Here is a 15,881-nt window from a genome sequence, read left to right on the forward strand (position 1 = left end):
TCGCTTCTACAGGTCATCAGGTCATGGAGATCTTTTTATGCAGGCAATCAACAACATCAACCTCAACTCCCTGGTCGACACGGTAGTCAGCCTCAGTGCGGCGTTTATCCTCGGGGGCCTGATCGGCTTCGAGCGCCAGTACCGCCAGCGCACCGCTGGCTTGCGCACCAACGTACTGGTGGCGGTCGGCGCGGCAATTTTTGTCGACATGGCCAACCGCCTGGGCGGCGCGGAAGGCGCAGTACGCGTGGTCGCCTACGTAGTGTCGGGCATCGGCTTCCTCGGCGCCGGCGTGATCATGCGTGAAGAAGGCAATGTGCGCGGGCTCAATACCGCCGCCACCCTTTGGGCCTCGGCGGCAGTGGGTGCCTGTGCCGGCGCCGACCTGATCCTTGAGGCGTTGCTGGGCACGTTATTTGTGCTGGCGGCCAACACCTTGCTGCGGCCGATCGTCAATAACATCAACCGCCAGCCGTTGGACGTGGTGTCGGCGGAGGTTACCAACATCCTCTATGTGATTGCGCGGCGCAGTCAGCAACAGGCGGTGATGGTGTTGCTGGAAGCCGAGTTGGCCCGCTGCAACTACCCGGCCAGCGATGTCGACGTGCGACCGTTCGGCAGCGAAGAAGTGGAAATCGAGGCCACCCTGGCGGCGACGTCAGTCGATGGCGACGAGCTGGATGCGCTGGTGGCGCGCATCTCGACCTCGACTCTGGTGGTACAGGCATTCTGGAGCCCGAGTACCACCGACTGAGCGTTATGGATATGCCGCGGGTGGCTAAACTTGATCGTGGAAAAATCCTACAAGTAGTCAGGATTATCCCTTCAATCTAAATATTTATGCATTGTTAAGGTTGGGCACTTACAGCTGGAGGGCCCACAAGGCCCGGCTGCTGTGCGTGTGGTGTTGCAATTGAATGGGCCTGGCATCGCTTGGTTATCTTCCTGAGTTTGCGCAGTGCCGTTGGTCGGAACTGTTATTTCTCACAGGTACCCAGGCCCGATGTGATGTGTAAGGGTATTTTGTCCGTATAGGGAAGTTTATGAGCAAAGCATTAATTGTGGACGACCATCCGTTTATCCGTGCAACGGTCAAGCATCTGCTGCAGTTGGAAGGGTTCGACAACATCTATCAGGCAGGTGATGGTGCAGATGCCATGCAGTTGGCAAGGGAACAGCGCCCAGATTTGATCATCCTCGACCTGGCGATGCCAAAGCTGGGTGGGCTGGAAGTGATCCACCGCATCAAGACCCAGGGCCTGCCGTGCCGCATCTTGGTGCTCACCTCTTATCTTGCGGTGTTCTTTTCCACCCGCTGCATGCGCGCCGGAGCCATGGGGTTTGTGGCCAAGACCGGCGAGTTGGACGAGTTACAAAAGGCCATTAAGGCGATCATGTCGGGCTACAGTTGCTTCCCCAGTTTGCCGACCAGCTCGGTACGCCGTGACGACTTGCAAGAAACGGAGCGACAGATGATCGAATGCCTGTCTGACCGTGAATTGACCGTACTGCAAAAACTGGCCCTGGGGCTGGGCAACAAGGAAATTGCCGAGCAGATGCTGTTGAGCCACAAGACCATCAGCACTTACAAGACTCGACTCAAGGAGAAGTTGCGTATGTCCTCGGTAGTGCATTTATCCAAGTTTGCCCAGCGCAACCATCTGATCTGAAATGATCACCACCGCGTTTACGAGGTTCGCCACGATCCTTTGGATGAGCCTGTTACCCCTGATCGCGGTGGCCCTTGACGAGCCCCACGCTTTGCGACTGCTGGGGCATTCTCATATTGAAACCCCCGAAGTGACACTGGACGAGGCAGATTGGCGTTGGCTGCGCGAGCGGCGCACGCTGTTGATGGGGGTTTCCGCCCCCGATTACGCGCCTTTTGACCTGACCAATAACAACCACGAACTCGAAGGCATAACTGCCGATTTTGCCGCACTGATCGGCCAGGCTCTGCATATCGCCGTCGAAGTCCGGCGCTACGACACCCGGGATGAAGTGATCGAAGCCCTCAAACAGGGGGCCGTGGATTTTCTCGGGTCTGCCAACGGCTACGAAGCGGCCGACCCGCAACTGCATCTGTCTCGCTCCTACGCCAATGATCAACCGACCCTGGTCACCCGCACCGGTGAAAGCCAGGTGTTGAGTGACGACCTGGCGGGCAAGCGTGTGGCGATGCTGTACCACTACATGCAGCCCGACGCTGTACGCGCCTTTTACCCCGATGCCCAGTTGGAGCTGTTTGCGTCGACCTTCGAAGCCATCGGCGCCGTGGCATTTGGTCGTGCCGATGTGTATCTGGGGGACGCCATCAGCACCAATTACCTGATCAACCGTAACCACCTCAATAATGTGCGCATGGCCGATTTTTCGACCCTGGAAGTCAACCCGTTTGCCTTCGCCGTGGCTCGGGACAATACACGTCTATCGCCCATCCTCAACGCCGCGCTGGAGGCGATTCCTGCCAGTGAGCAGATGGAAATCCTGCGTCGTTGGAGTGGGGGCAACCTCGGTATCGTCGGCGTTGATCGGTTGCAACTGAGTGCCAGTGAGCAGCGCTGGGTGCAGAAGCATCCACGGGTCAAGGTCGCAGTGCTGAACAACTTCCTGCCGCTGTCATTCATCAATGATCAAGGGCAGTTCGAAGGGTTGAGTGCTGAGGTGTTGGCGCGTATCAGCTTGCGTACCGGCTTGAAGTTCGATGTGGTGCCGGGCACCTCGTTACCGCGCCAGATCAATATCGTCAATGCGGGCACGGCGGATATGCTGGCGGTCGTGACCCCCAGTGTCGAGCGCGCCGAGAAGGTGCGGTTTACCCGTCCCTACCTCACCAACCCCTTTGTGCTGGTGACACGTGGCGGAGACTACAGCCCGGCCACCCTGGAAGATATGCTCGGCAAACGCCTGGCAATGGTAACCGGCAACGGCCTGCACGATGAAATCGCGCAGAATTTTCCCGGCATCGCGTTTGTGGATGTGGAAAACCCGGAGCAAGCCATGGCGTTGGTGGCCAAAGGCGACGCCGACGGCGCGGTAAACTCGCTGATCAGTGCGCGCTATGTGATAGCCCGGGATTATCGCGACCGTTTGCGTATCGCCAGCACTGTCGGCACCGAGCCGGCACGCGTGACATTCGGGGTCAATCGCAGTCAATTGGAGCTTTATTCGATCCTGGACAAGGCGCTGCTGAGCATCACGCCGCAAGAAATGGACGAGCTGATCGGGCATTGGCGCAATGAGATCATCATCGAGGACAGCTATTGGTTGCGCCATCGCAACGTCATCCTCCAGGGCTTCGGGCTGGCAGCACTTTTGCTGGTGATCACGCTGGGTTGGGTCATCTATCTGCGCAGCCTGATTCATAAGCGCGTGCAGGCCGAGCGGGCGTTGAGCGACCAGATGCGTTTCATGAGCGTATTGATTGACGGAACCCCGCACCCGATTTATGTGCGCGACCGCCAAGGGCGGCTGATGGCCTGCAATAACGCTTATCTCGACGTTTTTGGGTACAAGCTCGAAGACGTGATCGGCAGGACCGTGGTGGAAACCGACACCAGCAACCTGCCCCAGGCCCAGTCGTTTCATGAGGATTATCTGCGCCTGATGGCCGGTGGCGAGCCGCAGATTCATGATCGGATACTCAAGGTGCCCAGTGGCGAGATCCTGACGATTTACCAGTGGATGCTGCCGTACCGCGATGGCGACGATAAGGTGGTGGGCATGATTGCCGGCTGGGTGGATGTGAGCGAGCGGCAGCGCTTGCTTCGCCAGTTGCAGGAAGCCAAGGACGATGCCGACGCTGCCAGCCGGGCCAAGACGACCTTTCTGGCAACCATGAGCCATGAGATTCGGACGCCAATGAATGCCGTGATCGGCATGATCGAGCTGGCTCTGAAAAATGCCGAGCAGGGGCGCGCCGACCGGGATGCGCTGGAGGTGGCATCGGTGGCCTCGCGCGGCATGCTGGAATTGATCGGCGATATTCTCGATATCGCGCGAATCGAGGCTGGGCATTTGTCCCTGGCCCTTGAACCAGCCAACCTGCAAGAACTGCTGGCATCGCTGGCACGTGTGTTCGAAGGGTTGGCGCGGGCCAAGGGGCTGGCGCTGCAGGTGGAACTTGACCCATTGATTGATCGGGTGGTGCTGGTCGACCCGCTACGCTTCAAGCAGGTGGTGTCGAACCTGCTGAGCAATGCGATTAAATTCACGGCCAATGGCCAGGTAACACTTGGGGCCAAGGCAGGCCTGGAAGGCGAGCGATTGCGCTTGCAGTTGTGGGTGCAGGACACTGGCATTGGTATCAGTGTCCAAGACCAGCAGCGATTGTTCAGCCTCTTTATCCAGGGCAGCAACAACGAGCAGTCGGCGCGCAGCGGTTCTGGGCTGGGCTTGGTGATCAGCCGCAATTTGTGCGAAATGATGGGTGGCCAACTGCATTTGAACAGTGTGCTGGGGCAGGGCACCCGGGTGGATGTGACGTTGGCATTGGCCATGACCAATAGAGTGCCCGCGCACGCTGCGCCAATGGAAGACTTGGCCCCCCCGAACCGCGCGCTGAGCATCCTGGTGGTCGATGACTATCCGGCCAACCGTTTGTTGCTGGCCCGGCAATTGAGCTTCCTCGGGCACCGCATCATCACCGCCGAGGATGGTGTACAGGGGCTCGAACAGTGGCGCAGTGGTCAGTTCGATTGCGTCATTACCGATTGCAATATGCCCTACAAGAACGGCTATCAGTTGGCACAGGATATCCGTGCACAAGAACGCGAGCGGGGATTGTCGCCTTGCCTGCTGTTGGGGTTCACCGCCAACGCACAACCGGAAGAAACCGAACGCTGTCGGCAAGCAGGCATGGATGGCTGTCTCTTCAAGCCTACCGGGCTTGACGATTTGCGATCAGCGTTGGCGACGCGCGCGACCGAGCCTGCTGCCCTGCACCTGGCGGCTTTTGACTTAAGTTCGCTGATTGTGTTGACAGGTGATGACCGCCCCGCGCTTATCGAGTTGCTGGCGCCGTTGCTCGAGAGCCTGAAGGCCGATCGTGCCTTGCTGGCCCCGCTGCAAAGCCACGCAGACTTCGCCAAGCTCCACGATCTGGCCCATCGCGCCAAAGGCGGCGCTCGGATGGTCAAGGCTCAGGGGTTGATCAGCTGTTGTGAGGCATTGGAACAGGTGTGTGAACAGCAGGACCGTCAGTCATTGGGGCCGACGGTCGAGGAAGTGGGTGAAGCGATTGATACCTTGCATCATGGCCTGAGCGTTTATTGCAATCAGCCTTGACTGCGGTGGATCACCATTCGGAGAATTTGGGAGAACTCCTACGTGAACGGGGAATATGCCTGATTTTGTCGTCGGCATATGTCTGGAAAATGGGTCGCGCTCACTGCCGAGCACAGCCTGTCCAGGGGTTTGCCATGCCGAACAAAGCACTGACCATCCTGATTGCCGATGAGCAGCATCTGCAACGTTTATACATCGAGAAAATGCTCAACCAGTTGGGGTATTACCGGATTGTGCCGGTGCAAACGCTCGAGGAGGTGCAGATCCTGACCGCCATTCCGGCCGAGCCCTTCGATGTACTGATCATCAACGCGAGGCTGATGACCCCTATCTGTGAGCCTAAGGCCCAGGTGCGCCATGTATTGGTCTATGACCACCCGCAATCGAATACGCCCACGGGCCTAATGCCAGGGCTGCGGGTACGCCTGCCCGGGGTGCCGGATAACCTCAGGCTCGAACACTTCATGGACATCATCGACCCACCCGAGGCCAGTCAAGGCCTGCGGGTATTGCCGTGGCTGCGGGAGTTGTCCCGTATGCCGGTGGCCGGGGCCTAGTCCCACTTCGGCGCGATGCCCTTGGGGCTGGTCAAGCGATGGCCACGCTCCAGGTCGGCAATCTGCTGGCGCGTCCTGTAGGAGCGAGCTTGCTCGCGAAAAAACGTCAACGATAACGCGGGCTTTCTGAATGAACGCGGCGCCGGTAAGTTTTTCGCGAGCAAGCTCTCCCTACAAAAAGCTCTAACTGACTGACATCAGGGCAAGCCTCACATTTTGCCCTGCGTCAATCTGCTGTTTTGTGGTGTTCGCGCAAGCGCTCTGCCGCAGTGCGCAGCAGTTGCTCGGTAGCGTCCCACCCCAGGCAACCATCGGTCACCGATACGCCGTATTTCATCGACGCGCTCAACGGCTGGCAACCCTCGAACAGGTGGCTTTCAAGCATCATGCCGATCAGCGATGTATCGCCCTGCAAGCGCTGTTCCAGTACCTCGTTGAATACTGCCGGTTGACGCAACGGGTCCTTGCCGCTGTTGGCATGGCTGCAATCGACCATGATCCGCGCAGCCACCTTGGACTTGGCCAGGTCATGCTTGATATGGGCGACGCTTTGCGCATCGTAGTTCGGCCCACGATGACCGCCGCGCAGCACCAAGTGGGTGTCGGGGTTGCCCGGGGTCTGGATGATCGCCGGATGGCCCTGGCTGTCGACGCCGAAGTGGCGGTGGGGGTGTGAGGCGGAGCGCATCGCATCACAGGCAATCGCGACGCCCCCGTCGGTGCCGTTCTTGAAACCCACAGGCATGCCCAGCCCGCTGGCCATCTCGCGGTGGATCTGCGACTCAGTGGTGCGTGCACCAATCGCGACCCAACTGAGCAGGTCATCGAAGTAGCCGGCGGCCATGGGTTGCAGCAGCTCGGTAGCGACCGGCAGGCCCAGGCGCAGCATTTCGCGCATCAGCTCCCGCGAGAGCCTCAGGCCGGCGGCCATGTCATCGCTGCCATCCAGGTGCGGATCGTAGGCCAGGCCTTTCCAACCGATGGTGGTGCGGGGTTTTTCGACGTAGGCACGGATTACCAGCAGCATCTGGTCGCTGACTTCAAGCGCGAGCTTCTTCAGGTTGCGTGCGTATTCCATGGCAGATTCCGGATCGTGGATCGAGCACGGTCCGACAATCACCAGTAAGCGTGAGTCTTCGCCATTGAGGATGGCGCGCGTAGCTTGGCGATGGGCGTGGATCTGTTCATTGAGGAACGGGCTGAGGGGCAACTGATGCTTGAGCTCCAGGGAGCTGGGCAGGCGCTGGGTCAAGGCTTCATTGGCGCTGTTCAGGGCAGAGACGGGCAAAGCGGCGACGGAGGAGTTCATATTCAAGGCTTCCTGGGCAAGCGGCGGGTGATTCCCGCACGCTTGGCCTACTGGGGTGTTCGACAATTGGCCGTATCGGCTGTACGTGTTGGCTTGCCACCAAGAGGTGACCGGTCGGAGGCGGCAGGCTGTCCCGAACGGAGCTGGCTAAATCGCCATGCAGTGCAAGTGTCGTAGCGGTAATAAGTGGTGTAGTTCATGGCGCGGTTCCTTTAAGTTCTTGATCAAACAAAATAAAAAGAGGCTGAAAAAACAAAACCCCCGGTCGGGGAGCCGACCGGGGGTTTAGATTTCTCTGGTAGGCGACCCCTTGAGTAGTGGGCGCCGATTTCAGGTATCAGGCGCGCCAGTGGCTAAACCAATACCCAAAATAAAAGCCAGCCAGTGCGCTCGAACCGTTCACGCGGGTAGCCGACACCGAGCGCGAGGCGCTGGCAGCAGGGCAAACCTGAGTGTGGGTGAGTTGCAACATGAGTAGCTCTCCAAATGTTGGGGGGAGCTTACTAGAGGCGTACGGTTGGATTCAATCAGTAATTTCTATTGCGTGGGGGACTTACGACTATGGGTGTGTGCCGATATGCTGATGACACTTAAACAATGATTGCCAGGACGCGACCATGACTGCCTTGACCCTTGCTGCGGCGCAAACCCTTTCCATTGCGGGCGATGTTGCGGCCAATATCCAACGGCACCTGGTCATGATGCAGGCTGCGGCCGAGCACGGTGTGCAATGGTTGGTGTTTCCGGAACTGTCGTTGACGGGCTATGAACCATTCCTGGCGGCGGACCTGGCTATCGCCCCCGAGAGTGACGTATTGGCTCCGTTGCGTGAAATGGCGCGGGAGTTGCGTATGACAGCTGTGGTGGGCATGCCGGTGCAGTTGGCGCCACAAGCGGGTGTACTGATTGGTGCGCTCGTGCTGGGAGCGGACGGTTCAATTGGCGTCTACACCAAGCAGCATCTGCACTCTGGAGAAGAGCTGGCATTTACGGCCGGGCAGGGTGGCGAGATTCTGGGATGGGAAGATGAGCGCATTGCGCTGGCGGTGTGTGCGGACTTTTCCCACGCCAGTCACCCACGCCTGGCGGCGGAATCGGGCGCCACGGTATATGCCGCCGGAGTGCTGGTCAGCGAGGGTGGGTACGCGGCGGACAGCGCGCTGCTTCAAGGCTATGCGGCTGAGCATGGCATGCTGGTACTGATGGCTAATCATGGTGGCCCTTCGGGAGGCTGGGTTTGCGCAGGCCGCAGTGCGGTCTGGAGCGCAGATGGCAATTTGCTTGCCGCTGCGCCCGGTGTCGGCGACGCGTTGGTGATCGCCCGTCGCGAAGGCGGGTTGTGGACTGGCCAAGTGGTAGCCCTCTGAATGACGTTTCACTTGCGCCAGGCGACGGACCAAGACCTGCCCTTTGCCCGAAGCCTCACCTATGAAGCCATGAACCGCTATTACCTGCAGTACGGCTTGTTGTGGTCCAACGCCGGCTTCGATACTGCATGGGCGGGTCGCGAAAACTGGCTGGTGTGCAACGATGATGGCGTAATGGGGTTTGTCAGCCTGAGTCGCGACGAGAAAGCTCTGTATATCCGCGAGCTGCACATGCTGGAGCGCTGCCGCAAGCAGGGGGCGGGCAGTTGGGTGCTGGAGCAGATGGCGCTCAAGACACATACCGAGGGCCTGGGCTTGTTACGCTTGACGGTATTCAAGACCAACCCGGCAAGAGGGCTGTATCAGCGCCAGGGGTTGAGTATCGTGGGTGAAGAGGACTGCTTCTGGCGCATGGAGCGTGAGTGTCGGGCACTCACCTCGGACTAAAACAGTCACGCCGTGCGAATAAGCGCATACTGCTGTCAGTTAACGCCTTGCTGATCTTGGGTTCGAGCTTCTGGCTCATCCACGATAATCCCTTCTTTCATGCCCAACAGGACCGCCACCTTATGGGCCTCTCCACGCCGTCCCTTTTTTCGCCCAGCGAGCACTTGATAGGTGGTTGCCGGGTCCACGCCATGCTCCCGGGCAAACGCTTGAACTGACTTTCCTTGGTGTTCAAGCCAAGCCTTGGCTTGTGCAGCAGTGCGGATACCGGGCATAGTTCAAAACCGTTCAAGTTTGTTTAACGAAGTGATGGTGTGTCACCTCTTGGGGTGTGCCAATCTAGGATCATACATCCAAATGAGTGGAATCGGTTCGCGCTTAAGGCAAGAAAGAGAGCGGCTTGGCCTGTCGCAGAAAGTTTTTGGTGAAATAGGAGGCGTGGAAGCCAACGCACAAGGCAAATATGAAAATGGCGGTCGTGCACCCAAGGCCGACTATCTGTCTCGTGTCGCCGAAAGAGGTGTGGACCTCCTTTACGTGTTGACCGGCAGCCCAACGCCAATCCAACTGGATAACCTCAGCCAGGTCGAAGAAAAAGTATTGGGTAACTACCGCGCCATGTTCAAGGAAGACCAGGATGCAATCCGTCGCTTGACCAGCACATTGGCCGAGCATTCATCCGTATTGAACGGAAAATCCAAGCCTACCGCCCCGGATTCCTGACCTTTCACCCAGGAAACAACGCTGTTTGCCTCCCGGCAAACAGCCGCAGCGCGTCAAAACTCTATATATATGCCACTTGCACCTAGGTCTGCGCCTTGGTTTTTTGCTAAGGTGTTCAGCAATCTATAAGACCATATCGCGAGGTGTCTGCTTGATTAGGGTGCTAGTAGTCGATGACCATGATCTCGTTCGTACAGGCATTACACGAATGCTGGCTGACATCGACGGCCTGCAAGTAGTCGGCCAGGCCGAGTCCGGGGAGGAATCCCTGATCAAGGCCCGAGAGTTGAAACCCGATGTGGTGTTGATGGACGTCAAGATGCCGGGCATCGGCGGCCTGGGCGCCACGACCAAATTATTGCGCAGCCATCCCGACATCAAGGTCGTGGTGGTGACGGTGTGCGAGGAAGACCCGTTTCCGACTCGCCTCTTGCAGGCCGGTGCAGCCGGTTATCTCACTAAAGGCGCGGGCCTGGCGGAGATGGTGCAAGCCATTCGCCTGGTGTTTGCCGGCCAACGCTATATCAGCCCGCAGATTGCCCAGCAATTGGCCATCAAGTCTTTCCAGCCCACCAGCGATTCGCCGTTCGATGCGCTGTCGGAGCGGGAAATCCAGATTGCCCTGATGATCGTCGGTTGCCAGAAGGTGCAGACGATCTCCGACAAGCTGTGCCTGTCGCCCAAGACCGTCAACACCTACCGCTATCGTATCTTCGAGAAGCTCGCCATCAGCAGTGATGTTGAATTGACCCTGCTCGCGGTGCGCCACGGCATGGTGGACGCCAGCGCCTGACATGACCACACCGTTTGATCCAAGTGCCTTTCTCTCGACCTGCAGTGGCCGCCCCGGCGTGTATCGCATGTTCGACAGCGAGGCACGCCTGCTGTACGTGGGCAAAGCCAAGAACCTGAAGAACCGTCTGGCGAGCTACTTCCGCAAGACCGGCCTGGCGCCGAAAACCGCCGCTTTGGTGGCGCGCATCGCCCAGGTGGAAACCACCATCACCGCCAATGAAACCGAGGCGCTGCTGCTTGAGCAGACGCTGATCAAGGAATGGCGGCCGCCCTACAACATCCTGCTGCGCGACGATAAATCCTATCCCTATGTGTTTCTATCGGACGGCGATTTCCCACGCCTGAGCATTCACCGTGGGGCGAAGAAGCAGAAGGGCAAGTACTTCGGCCCCTATCCCAGCGCGGGCGCGATTCGTGAAAGCCTGAGCCTGCTGCAAAAAACCTTTTTTGTGCGCCAGTGCGAAGACAGCTTCTACAAGAACCGCACGCGGCCGTGCCTGCAATACCAGATCAAGCGCTGCAAGGCGCCCTGCGTAGGCTTGGTGGAACCGGCAGAGTACGCCGAGGATGTGCGCCACTCGGTAATGTTCCTCGAAGGGCGCAGCAATGCGCTCACCGATGAGCTGTCCGTGGCCATGGAGCAAGCCGCCAGCACTCTGGATTTCGAGAAGGCCGCCGAACTGCGCGACCAGATCTCTTTGCTGCGCCGGGTCCAGGACCAGCAAAGCATGGAAGGCGGCACCGGCGACGTCGATGTGATCGCCGCCTTCGTCAACCCGGGTGGTGCCTGCGTGCACCTGATCAGCGTGCGCGCTGGCCGGGTGCTAGGCAGCAAGAACTTCTTCCCGCAGACCGGTATCGACGAAGACGTCGCTGAGGTGATGGCCGCGTTCCTTGGTCAGTACTACGTCAGCAGCCCCGAGCGCGACCTGCCGTCGGAACTGATCGTCAACGTGGTACATGAAGACTTTCCCACCTTGATTGAGGCCATCCACGAGCTGCGCGGCCGTGAGCTGGACATCAGCCATCGCGTACGCGGCACCCGCGCGCGCTGGCAGCAATTGGCGGTGACCAACGCCGAACAGGCCCTGGGCGCACGCCTGGCCAATCGACAGCACGTTGCCGCACGCTTCGAAGCCTTGGCCGAGGTCCTCAACCTGGACGAGCCGCCCCAGCGCCTGGAATGCTACGACATCAGCCACTCCAGCGGTGAGGCCACGGTCGCCTCTTGCGTGGTGTTCGGGCCGGAAGGGCCGATCAAATCCGACTACCGGCGCTACAACATCGAAGGCGTTACCGCCGGGGACGATTACGCGGCGATGCACCAGGCCCTCACGCGGCGTTTCAGCAAATTAAAGGACGGGGAGGGCAAGCTGCCCGATATCCTGCTGGTAGACGGCGGCAAGGGCCAGTTATCCATGGCGCGAGACGTGCTCAACGAATTGGCCGTGCCCGACCTGATCCTGCTCGGCGTGGCCAAGGGCACCACGCGCAAGGCCGGTTTCGAGACGTTGTACTTGAATGATGCCGCCCATGAGTTCACTTTGAAGGGCGACTCACCCGCGCTGCACCTGATTCAACAGATCCGCGACGAAGCCCACCGTTTCGCCATTACCGGCCACCGGGCGCGGCGTGGCAAAACCCGGCGAACCTCAACCCTGGAAGGGGTTGCCGGGGTAGGTCCGACACGGCGTCGCGACTTGCTTAAACATTTTGGTGGCTTGCAGGAGCTGTCCCGTGCCAGCATTGACGAGATAGCCAAAGCACCCGGTATCAGTAAAAAGCTCGCTGAGCTGATTTATGCAAACCTGCACAGCGAATAGAATGCCTTCTCACCTCGTAGCCAGTTGTGCCGATGAATATCCCTAATCTGATTACCGTTCTACGCGTCCTGCTTATCCCGATTTTCATATTGTTGTTTTATTTGCCGTATGAATGGAGCTATGTAGCCTCAAGCTCCGTGTTCGCCTTCGCAGCCGCCACCGACTGGCTCGACGGCTACCTGGCCCGCCGCCTGGAACAGAGCACGCCCTTTGGCGCGTTCCTCGACCCGGTGGCCGACAAGCTCATGGTGGCGGTCGCCCTGGTGCTGCTGGTGCAGGAGCACGGCAACCTGTGGCTGACCCTGCCGGCTGCGGTGATCATCGGTCGCGAGATCGTCGTCTCGGCCCTGCGCGAATGGATGGCCGAAATCGGCGCCCGCGCTCACGTCGCCGTGTCGAACATGGGCAAATGGAAAACCGCCGCGCAGATGCTCGCGCTGGTCATCCTGCTGGCCAACCCATCGGACTTCTCGTTCTGGGTCCTTACGGGCTACGCCTTGCTGCTGATCGCCGCCGGCTTGACCCTGTGGTCCATGCTCCAATACCTGCGCGCCGCCTGGCCCCACCTACGTACCACCGTTGAAAAGAAATAAAACTTTTTTGAATCAAGGGCTTGACGGGTGCTGAGGATTCTATACAATGCGCATCACCAAGCGGGAATAGCTCAGTTGGTAGAGCACGACCTTGCCAAGGTCGGGGTCGCGAGTTCGAGTCTCGTTTCCCGCTCCAAGCATTAAAGAAAAAAGCCACTCTAACGAGTGGCTTTTTTTTGCCCGTGATTTGTGAAATAGACGCTTTGGCGTCTTTTTTGTTGTTGGAGCAAAACGCTCGTTCCGGCAGTAATGGGCATCTTACTGTCAGCGGCCTTCGCCGCGCTGGCGGTGTTCAATAACCTCACCGCCAGCACCTCAAATTTCAACTTCGACCAGCAATTACTGAGCCTGGACGCCACTTTCTCCGGCAGGGTCGTCATGTCGCACGCGATGCCCGCACCGGATGTCGGGCTTACTTCGTGCAGGTCAGGCGCGAGTACGTCGGCGGCTCAAGCAGGATGCCCGGGGTCATGAATGTCGAGCAGTTGAATACGCGTCCTTTTGCTGTCGTGGCTTTAAACGTCAGTTCAGCACCACCTAGGAAGTCTTCCTTGCCTTTGGTCACTGGGCCCATAGTCAGCTCATCCGTTGAAGCGAGGCCGATCGCCTCGGCGGTGACTTTGTGCATCTGCAGAACATTGGGGGTGGTGGAGCAGCCTGTTAGCAGGCTGGCCAGTACAAACAGTAAGAGAGTGGTTGAGGTTCTGGTCACGGGTGTGGCTCCTTGCGAGTGGCGGCGGCAGCGAGCAGGGAGTTTTGCTACATGCCGCTTGTTCGAATCTTCGAAGGGACAGGGATTTGCCCTACGGCTGCGGAGTCTAGGAACACGTAATTGCTCCCACAATCACTTGGACGAAATCGAGACGGAACCCACGGCAGATATTTCTGGAGCTGTAGGAAATCAGCTACAGCAGGGTTTAGCGGCCCGTTGTTGCTTATCGGTCACGCGGCGGACGCTGATTGATCAAGCTATGGAAACGGCCCATGTCTGATTGAAATGAGCGCGTTGTCATGTTCAACCGACGGGGCTTTGCGGCATAGAAATTGGGCTAGGTGAGCGTCGTGTTTATACCCAGCGAGCCCGCATCGTGAACGGGGCAAAAAAAGACAGGGAGTTACACAAGGAGCAAGGAACGGCTCGCAACGGTTATCGACTTCTGGACGGGAGGGTGTTGGCGACAGGCTCCCGGCAACGTATCCAACCCCGCAGATACTTCATCGTCCGCCGCCCCATGACGGCGTCACTTTTTATGGGTGAGGGCATTCGGACCCGCTGGTTTCCCTGACCGCAAACATCAGGCATCGCACCGCTTCACGATCCTGTTCCGACAAGCAACGGTAGTTGCGCACCAGTTGCTCTTCCTCTCGAGTGAGCTGGTGGGGGTGCAGGGATGTACCGGGGGCAGTACGCAGTGTGGGAGAGTGTGGAGTACTTGGCATGATCCTGATTCTTCATGAGGTGAATGGAGACGTGGGCTTCTTGCCCAGTACAACTGAATACATAACGTTTATTTTGGAAAAGAGCTCGTTATTTTTCGTGACTGTTGGGTATTTCAGATGGGGCCGTCGGAAGTGCTTGGCAAAGATGTAGGAGCGATCTTTCAATGGAGGTGGAAAACACGCGATGAGGGGGACGCTACCGCAGATCGGGTCCTATGCAGTGCCTGAGAGGTCCGGGTGATGGCTTTCGATCAGGTAGCCGCGGGCGTCATCCCGATAGTGAATGTGCTCGCAACCAGCGGATCTTCTTCCCAGAGCAGGTTGCCCTGGGCATCGTAGCTGGAGCGATAGGTACGCCCGGCAGTGTTGGTGACTTCGACAGGCAATGCCCAGTGCCGCAGGTAGCGGATGTGTTCGCTACGCCCCAATGGATCGCGCGTCTCGATCAGGCGGCCGATGTCATCATAGCTGTAGTGCCATTCGCCGCCCTGTGGATCGACACTCTTCATCAATTGCCCGGCGATGATTTCCTCCTGCCAGCAATTGCCGAGGGGATCAATATGCTTGTAGATCTCGTAGAACGGGCCCCAATAGTAATGGTCCTGACGACCGAGGTTGTCGGTGACGTAGGTTTCACCCCGTTCCAGGTCGTATTCGAATTGGTACTCTTCGCCGTCGCTACCCCAATGGCGAATGACGCGCCATTCGTGATCGGGTTGTGGCTCTAATAGAAGCGGAAGTTGGTACGGGCTGCCGTCTGCACGCTTGGGTGGGTGCTGATATACGCGATTTGGCCGACCGCGCTGCTGTGGAGGATTTCCAGCGAGTAGGGCGGCGCCAGGTCGTGAGGGATATAGACTGCTTCGATTGATGGCTTGTATTCAGGGCGCGGTGCGTGACTCGAGGTCTATTTCGGCTGGCCATCGCACTTTGGGGGCCAAGCGACGCGCGAGGTTGAAGGTCACGTTTTCGTTGTTCCAGTCACGAGGTGGGCGGGGGAAGGTAGGCAGGGCTTGCGGGCCCTGTTGCATGAACAGTTGGACCATGGCCCAGTACATTTCGCCTTGTTGAATTTCGTGGGCGAAATGAAAACGATCTATTACCTGGTGGGTGCCAGGTTTGACCACGGCGAGGGTGACGGTTTCGATGAGGCCGCCACTGCCCATGGGGCCGTACACGTTGCAGGCTTCGGCACGCAGGTTATCCCAGTCATAGACTTCGGCCCGAACGCCCCAGGCGGTGCGGCTGAAGGGTCTGAGGCCGTCGCGGTAAAAGCGGTAAACATAGACTTTGCGTCGGAAGCGGTTAAAGCGGATGGGTTCGTCGCGGGGAGGGGCAACGTCCATTCGCCAGAAGTAACTTCCTAGCCATAAGCCGATGCCTATCGGGATAAGCTCCAATAATTTGGATAACAAAGACGAAGGTGTTGGAGAACTGGCGTGAATCATTATTAGGAACATTGTTAAGGACAGTGTCATTGCAAATAGGAATGCGGCACACCAAATGCCCACGCCACGCATTCTCACTGTAGCGCGTGCCAG

General features: G+C 58.5%; 17 protein-coding genes and 1 tRNA gene. 12 read left to right on the forward strand and 6 right to left on the reverse strand.

The features are described 5' to 3' along the window. Window positions 1-37: 37 nt before the first annotated feature. The 4 genes from QZR30_RS27055 to QZR30_RS27070 all read left to right on the forward strand — a co-directional run bounded on the left by QZR30_RS27055 (window position 38) and on the right by QZR30_RS27070 (window position 5,843). Window positions 38-754, forward strand: coding sequence for an MgtC/SapB family protein (locus tag QZR30_RS27055; RefSeq protein ID WP_043050227.1), 717 nt, complete (start codon window positions 38-40; stop codon window positions 752-754). Between the two features lie 289 nt (window positions 755-1,043). Further along, window positions 1,044-1,670, forward strand: coding sequence for a response regulator transcription factor (locus QZR30_RS27060; RefSeq protein WP_046072000.1), 627 nt, complete (start codon window positions 1,044-1,046; stop codon window positions 1,668-1,670). A gap of 1 nt (window position 1,671) precedes the next feature. After that, complete coding sequence (locus QZR30_RS27065) at window positions 1,672-5,286, forward strand: transporter substrate-binding domain-containing protein (protein ID WP_311904690.1); 3,615 nt, start codon at window positions 1,672-1,674, stop codon at window positions 5,284-5,286. Window positions 5,287-5,420: 134 nt separating this feature from the next. Next, complete coding sequence (locus QZR30_RS27070) at window positions 5,421-5,843, forward strand: chemotaxis protein CheY (protein ID WP_046072001.1); 423 nt, start codon at window positions 5,421-5,423, stop codon at window positions 5,841-5,843. 226 nt (window positions 5,844-6,069) lie between these two features. On the opposite strand, the gene QZR30_RS27075 is transcribed toward QZR30_RS27070, so the two are convergent. Next, window positions 6,070-7,152, reverse strand: a complete 1,083-nt coding sequence (locus QZR30_RS27075) for a 3-deoxy-7-phosphoheptulonate synthase (RefSeq protein WP_046072002.1) — start codon at window positions 7,150-7,152, stop codon at window positions 6,070-6,072. Window positions 7,153-7,769: 617 nt separating this feature from the next. Here QZR30_RS27075 and QZR30_RS27080 point away from each other — a divergent pair. Then, window positions 7,770-8,519 carry a carbon-nitrogen hydrolase family protein gene (locus QZR30_RS27080; protein ID WP_311904691.1) on the forward strand — a complete coding sequence of 250 codons (750 nt, stop codon included), beginning with the start codon at window positions 7,770-7,772 and terminating at the stop codon, window positions 8,517-8,519. Next, window positions 8,520-8,966, forward strand: coding sequence for a GNAT family N-acetyltransferase (locus tag QZR30_RS27085; protein ID WP_046072004.1), 447 nt, complete (start codon window positions 8,520-8,522; stop codon window positions 8,964-8,966). It begins immediately after the preceding gene. A 35-nt stretch (window positions 8,967-9,001) separates the two neighbouring features. Here the strand turns inward: QZR30_RS27085 and QZR30_RS27090 are convergent, their stop codons facing one another. Further along, complete coding sequence (locus tag QZR30_RS27090) at window positions 9,002-9,241, reverse strand: DNA-binding protein (protein ID WP_046072005.1); 240 nt, start codon at window positions 9,239-9,241, stop codon at window positions 9,002-9,004. 82 nt (window positions 9,242-9,323) lie between these two features. Between QZR30_RS27090 and QZR30_RS27095 the strand changes: the two genes are divergently transcribed. The 5 genes from QZR30_RS27095 to QZR30_RS27115 all read left to right on the forward strand — a co-directional run bounded on the left by QZR30_RS27095 (window position 9,324) and on the right by QZR30_RS27115 (window position 13,036). Next, window positions 9,324-9,689 carry a helix-turn-helix domain-containing protein gene (locus QZR30_RS27095; protein ID WP_046072006.1) on the forward strand — a complete coding sequence of 122 codons (366 nt, stop codon included), beginning with the start codon at window positions 9,324-9,326 and terminating at the stop codon, window positions 9,687-9,689. Window positions 9,690-9,840: 151 nt separating this feature from the next. After that, window positions 9,841-10,482: a response regulator transcription factor GacA gene (gene gacA, locus QZR30_RS27100; RefSeq protein WP_003190387.1), complete on the forward strand. Its 642-nt coding sequence runs from the start codon at window positions 9,841-9,843 to the stop codon at window positions 10,480-10,482. A 1-nt stretch (window position 10,483) separates the two neighbouring features. Next, on the forward strand, window positions 10,484-12,307 hold the full coding sequence (uvrC, locus tag QZR30_RS27105; protein ID WP_043050236.1) for an excinuclease ABC subunit UvrC: 1,824 nt from the start codon (window positions 10,484-10,486) through the stop codon (window positions 12,305-12,307). Window positions 12,308-12,339: 32 nt separating this feature from the next. After that, entirely contained in the window at window positions 12,340-12,900 is a 561-nt protein-coding gene (pgsA, locus tag QZR30_RS27110; protein ID WP_034119069.1) for a CDP-diacylglycerol--glycerol-3-phosphate 3-phosphatidyltransferase, read from the forward strand. A gap of 60 nt (window positions 12,901-12,960) precedes the next feature. Beyond that, a tRNA-Gly gene (locus QZR30_RS27115) sits at window positions 12,961-13,036 on the forward strand. 22 nt (window positions 13,037-13,058) lie between these two features. Here QZR30_RS27115 and QZR30_RS27120 read toward each other — a convergent pair. Then, the gene (locus tag QZR30_RS27120) at window positions 13,059-13,280 is read right to left on the reverse strand and encodes a hypothetical protein (RefSeq protein ID WP_046072007.1); all 222 of its coding nucleotides are present in this window, start codon (window positions 13,278-13,280) and stop codon (window positions 13,059-13,061) included. On the opposite strand from QZR30_RS27120, the gene QZR30_RS27125 reads away from it, so the two are divergent. Beyond that, window positions 13,189-13,374: a DUF2165 domain-containing protein gene (locus QZR30_RS27125; protein WP_233518751.1), complete on the forward strand. Its 186-nt coding sequence runs from the start codon at window positions 13,189-13,191 to the stop codon at window positions 13,372-13,374. The two genes, QZR30_RS27120 and QZR30_RS27125, sit on opposite strands and share 92 nt — an antisense overlap. Here the strand turns inward: QZR30_RS27125 and QZR30_RS27130 are convergent. The 3 genes from QZR30_RS27130 to QZR30_RS27140 form a co-directional block, all read right to left on the reverse strand. Continuing rightward, entirely contained in the window at window positions 13,313-13,612 is a 300-nt protein-coding gene (locus QZR30_RS27130) for a hypothetical protein (RefSeq protein ID WP_056846083.1), read from the reverse strand. The genes QZR30_RS27125 and QZR30_RS27130 overlap by 62 nt on opposite strands. 979 nt (window positions 13,613-14,591) lie before the next feature. Further along, the gene (locus tag QZR30_RS27135; protein WP_068966854.1) at window positions 14,592-14,849 is read right to left on the reverse strand and encodes an RHS repeat domain-containing protein; all 258 of its coding nucleotides are present in this window, start codon (window positions 14,847-14,849) and stop codon (window positions 14,592-14,594) included. A 372-nt stretch (window positions 14,850-15,221) separates the two neighbouring features. Further along, window positions 15,222-15,860 carry a DUF6708 domain-containing protein gene (locus tag QZR30_RS27140; protein WP_311904695.1) on the reverse strand — a complete coding sequence of 213 codons (639 nt, stop codon included), beginning with the start codon at window positions 15,858-15,860 and terminating at the stop codon, window positions 15,222-15,224. Between the last annotated feature and the right edge of the window lie 21 nt (window positions 15,861-15,881).

The organism is Pseudomonas sp. rhizo25 (assembly GCF_031931935.1).
GTDB lineage: Bacteria > Pseudomonadota > Gammaproteobacteria > Pseudomonadales > Pseudomonadaceae > Aquipseudomonas > Aquipseudomonas synxantha.